The sequence below is a fragment of the Paenibacillus sp. 01T47 genome (genome assembly GCF_056398245.1).
In genome coordinates, this window is record NZ_JBFTPA010000054.1 from 1 (window position 1) to 4,736 (window position 4,736).

Consider the following 4,736-nt stretch of genomic DNA (forward strand, 5'->3'; position numbering starts at 1 on the left):
CCTTGAAGACGACGAGGTTGATAGGTTCGGGGTGGAAGCACAGCAATGTGTGTAGCTGACGAATACTAATCGGTCGAGGGCTTATCCTAAACACGTTTACTGTGACCCATACATCCGGTAGACAGCAGCATWAAGGCTTCAGCAAGCCTAATCTTTCGTATCCAGTTTTCAATGTGCAAAACGCACAATGAAGCAAGACTCCCACTCGCAGTGGGTTTTAGTRTTTCCATGGAGGATTAGCTCAGCTGGGAGAGCATCTGCCTTACAAGCAGAGGGTCGGCGGTTCGATCCCGTCATCCTCCACCATAGTATGAGTCATTAGCTCAGTTGGTAGAGCACCTGACTTTTAATCAGGGTGTCGTAGGTTCGAATCCTACATGACTCACCATTTTTTAATCTCGGATGCGCGCGTATGGCGGAATTGGCAGACGCACTAGACTTAGGATCTAGCGGGCAACCGTGGGGGTTCAAGTCCCTCTACGCGCATCATAGTACGACAAAAGAAGTCTTGCTTAGCAAGGCTTTTTTTGTTGTTCAAAAGTAGGAAATGATATTCAAATGAGATGCTTTTGAGCTATTTTTTTGTCAAAGGAGTTAGCCTCGTGTACAATAAAAACAGCTAAGGGAGGACATATATGAATTTTTCCGTCACCTTTTTTACAAATATAAGCATTCTCATCACTTGTGCTTACCTTTTTAACCCTCTGCAGACAAGTATTATCATTCTAATATCTGGAATCTAATAAGAGACGAAGGTACGGGATGTTAAGAGCAAAATAAACACGCCTTAAAAAAGAAGAAGACTGCTCTATAATTGTACTGTGATTCGACTGCAAGTGAACTCATTGAAAAGGCGAACGCTTAGACAGCTGTTGGTCTAGGCATTACTAATATTTCAGATCGTAATGTTGCGGAAATTCATTCAATAATCTAGGGTAGATGTTCGAATGAATGCAAGTAGCTTTTTTTGACTATAACACTATATAAAAAGTGCTAGTCTCGGCGCCTCTGGCGCACACACGACCGACTGGACATCGGTGCGTTTACATTAGTGATGTTTGTTCTTCAAGAGAACTCCTTCCATTATGACTGCACGTCTACCTGCGATAGGAGATGCTTTCTAACGTGGGTTTTACGGTGTTATGCCAATCTAGATACCCCGATCGTTCAATCCAATTCATGTATCTACGATACATCAAGCGGGGTGTCCCTGAAAATTAGTAATAAAAAATCTGTGATATAATATTAAGCAGCAATGCGAAATGGATTAACGGGCGGGGATATATATGAAATTGGAGCGATTGATCTCCATAATCTACAAGCTCCTGAATAACGAAGTTTTGTCTGCTTCTATGCTGGCTGAAGAGTATCAAGTTTCCCAAAGAACTATTTATCGGGATATCGATGTGATCTGCGCTGCGGGCTTCCCTGTTATATCGTATCAGGGAATGAATGGCGGATACGGCATAATGGACGGATACAAAATGGATAAAAGCTTGCTCGGTTCTTACGATGTGGATTCCCTGATCACCGTGCTCAGCAGCCTCTCCAGCGTGTTTAAAGATGAGCGTGCTCAGGGTACCATTGAAAGACTACAAACAATTGGACCCGAGCAGCAGATCCCCACTGTATCTGTCGACTTAGAAACCCGCCGGTCAGGGCCGGACGCGCTTCAACATTTACGTACGGGCATTACGGAGCGAAAAATCGTCCGTTTTGATTATATTAATGCTAATAATGATCGTACTTCCCGTGATATGGAACCCATACAGCTTCATTTCAAATATGGCAATTGGTACGTTTATGGCTTTTGTCGAACGCGTTGTGACTATCGGGAGTTCCGACTATCACGGATAATGAACTTAGTATTGACGCAGGAAGACTTTCAGCAGCACCACTTAGTGTCGAAAGAGCTTACTTTCACAAACAAGGAATGGTGCGATCTTTTGAAAGATGTTGTGATTCAAGTGGGACCGGAGGCTTTGGCGATAGCTATGGATCAGTTTCACCAAGCGGATATGCAATTTCATGCCGATGGAAATGCAACGATACGAATTCCAGTTTATAAACCACTAGAAGCAAGATGGCTATGGTCCATTCTTCTGAGCTTTGGCAGTGGCGCCGAAGTACTCGAACCTCATGCACTACGAGGGATTTTAAAAGAACAGCTTCAAAATACACTCAAACTTTATGAAGAAGTATGACAGTCTGTTGTCATACTTCTTTTATTATTATAACTACAGAACCAAAATCAATTTATTAGAAATCAAAAGGAGACTTTACGAATGTCCAATTATCCAGTAGAAATGTTTCAATACCACACATGGGCCAACCAAACGATCATGGGGAGAATCAAGGAACTCCCTGCCTCTGTGCTAAGTCAAGAAGTAAACAGCTCATTTGCTACCCTTGCCCATGCCCTTAGTCATATCTATGCAGTGGATACGATGTGGTATAAGGTTTTAACAGGCACTGGTATGCGAGAGGCATTTCAAGAATGTATGTCGCTAAATGTGAGTATCCTGCATTCTGTAGATGAATACGCCAACAACTTCGCACAGTTATCGGAACAATACAGAGAATGGTTCCAAAGCGAAGCTGATTTGGAGCAAACCGTTTTGCTTGATAACCCATTTGCCGGAATTCGCCAAACACGCTTATCGGAAATTGTACTGCAAGTGGCCAATCATGGGACCTATCACAGAGGCAATATTTCAACAATGTTGCGCCAACTAGGCCACGCATCCGTCATGAACGACTATGCATTTTTTTGGTATCAGGAAGCTGCGGAATCCGTTTAAACACTAGCGCATCGTTTTGAAAATTTGGTGAGTGCAATGGATATTGTTTTGAGTTAAATCAAATTATACTAAAAAGGTCGATACTTCTAAAAATAGGGGAGTCGACCTTTTTACTTTTATTTAATAGAAGAAATAAGTCACCATTGCTAGTTGAGATAAGTATCATTTTACCCTTTTGCTGATAGCATCAAGTTCGACTTAGGTCATACGTTGTATAATGGATTTAATTTCACACTATAATTAGAAGGAGCTTGAGTTTTATCTATGGAAATTGAAAATCTAATTACAGTAAAATCGAGAGAAGATTTGAGGATTTGGCTACAGGAAAATGGAAATATTAAAAAGTCTTGCTGGGTAGTAGTTAGCATGACGCCAAACCCAGATAAGTTGCTGTATTTGGACGCGGTCGAAGAATCTTTGTGCTTTGGATGGATTGATGGAGTGAAAAAGAAAATAGCCGAAACTCAAATGGCGCAGAGACTATCACCTAGAAGCAAAAAAAGTTCATGGACTGAATTGAATAAAGAACGTGTCCGCCGCCTTGAAAAGTTGGGGTTAATGAGAGATGAAGGAAGAAAGGTACTTCCCGATATGGATTACGATTCTTTTAAAATAGATAAGGTTATAGAGCAAAGGCTCAAAGAGGAGAGACAGACATTTGAGAATTTTTCGGCATTTCCAGCTCTTTATAAAAGAGTTCGGATCGACACGATACAAAGTAATAAAAACCAGCCGGAATTATATAATAGTAGATTAGACAAATTCATTGCAAACACTAAGGAAAATAAAATATACGGTCAATGGCATGACAATGGACGCCTCCTAGATTATTAAGATACGCTATTTTGTAGCGAGAAATTGTTTTTTGTGGGTGATATAAGTACGCCGAAATAGGCTATTTGTAATTAGTGGTTGTAGTCTTCTACTATACTAATTTTGATTTGTTTCAAATTAAAAACCCATCCTTTCATAGGAGTGATAGGATCATTTTAGTTCCTACACATACGAATAGGTCGGGGAGGTGCTTATGCTGGACGGTTCAGCTGCTATTGTGAATGTTGAATACGGATGGTCCTGGCCTAGAATAGAATGAACATTCGTGGAGGATGTAAAGCAAGAATTAATTCTGATTGTAAATAACGAACAGGTTACGTAGGTGATCTTAATAGATAAAGAAGAATTACTAATGGCTTTTTAAAGTTAAGGACTTTGCACAGTTATAATTCATTTTAAAAAGCAATCGTATTTATGAATCAAGATGCTATTCCCCTGTAAATGAGTATCAGAAGCAAGTCACGGAATTCATACAAACCTGTACAGGGATAGATAAGAAGTGATGCAGCTTTGTGTCTTCTAGGATTAAATAGATTGATGTAAGGCAGAATCAGATATCAAGCAGAAAACGATGAAATATATGAGCTGATTTGAATTCCATTTGTTAATTACACATAGTTAACTAGGCTAACATTGAGCTCGAAAATAAATAACTAATAATATGTTTGTTCATTTATATTAACGAAATTAAATATTAAAACGCTTAAATGTAGTGTTTTACAGGCATTATAGACGTATTAAATGGCATTTATATAGTGAAATCATAAATATAATAAATTAATTTAAAAAAAGACTTGCAATCATATATGCATGCATGGTATATTCTAATTCCGGCCGAGAGATACACGCGGACGGCGAGAGAAACAAACGAAAGAAAAGATTGCTCTTTGAAAACTGAACAACGAGTAATAACTGCCTCGCAAATCCTTCGGGATAAGCGAAAAAAGCGATAAAAAAAGTAATGAGCATTTCAAACACCAATTTGGAGAGTTTGATCCTGGCTCAGGACGAACGCTGGCGGCGTGCCTAATACATGCAAGTCGAGCGGAGTTGATGAGGTGCTTGCACCTCTGATGCTTAGCGGCGGACGGGTGAGTAACA

The 4,736-nt window shown here is 39.9% G+C and carries 3 protein-coding genes, 3 tRNA genes and 2 rRNA genes; all 8 read left to right on the top strand.

Translation table 11 applies throughout. From position 1 onward, the window contains the following. Positions 1 to 89 (top strand): 23S ribosomal RNA (locus tag AC1DOV_RS34460); the annotation flags it as partial. 141 nt (positions 90 to 230) lie between these two features. Beyond that, a tRNA-Val gene (locus AC1DOV_RS34465) sits at positions 231 to 306 on the top strand. Between the two features lie 6 nt (positions 307 to 312). Continuing rightward, positions 313 to 388, top strand: a tRNA-Lys gene (locus AC1DOV_RS34470). A gap of 18 nt (positions 389 to 406) precedes the next feature. Next, positions 407 to 486: transfer RNA gene (locus AC1DOV_RS34475), tRNA-Leu, on the top strand. 800 nt (positions 487 to 1,286) lie between these two features. Then, a complete protein-coding gene (locus AC1DOV_RS34480) occupies positions 1,287 to 2,204 on the top strand; it encodes a helix-turn-helix transcriptional regulator (protein WP_477552140.1) in 918 nt (305 codons plus the stop codon). An 81-nt stretch (positions 2,205 to 2,285) separates the two neighbouring features. After that, entirely contained in the window at positions 2,286 to 2,801 is a 516-nt protein-coding gene (locus tag AC1DOV_RS34485) for a DinB family protein (RefSeq protein WP_441887229.1), read from the top strand. Between the two features lie 264 nt (positions 2,802 to 3,065). Next, the gene (locus AC1DOV_RS34490) at positions 3,066 to 3,635 is read left to right on the top strand and encodes a YdeI/OmpD-associated family protein (protein ID WP_477552141.1); all 570 of its coding nucleotides are present in this window, start codon (positions 3,066 to 3,068) and stop codon (positions 3,633 to 3,635) included. A 979-nt stretch (positions 3,636 to 4,614) separates the two neighbouring features. After that, positions 4,615 to 4,736: ribosomal RNA gene (locus tag AC1DOV_RS34495) — 16S ribosomal RNA — on the top strand; the annotation flags it as partial.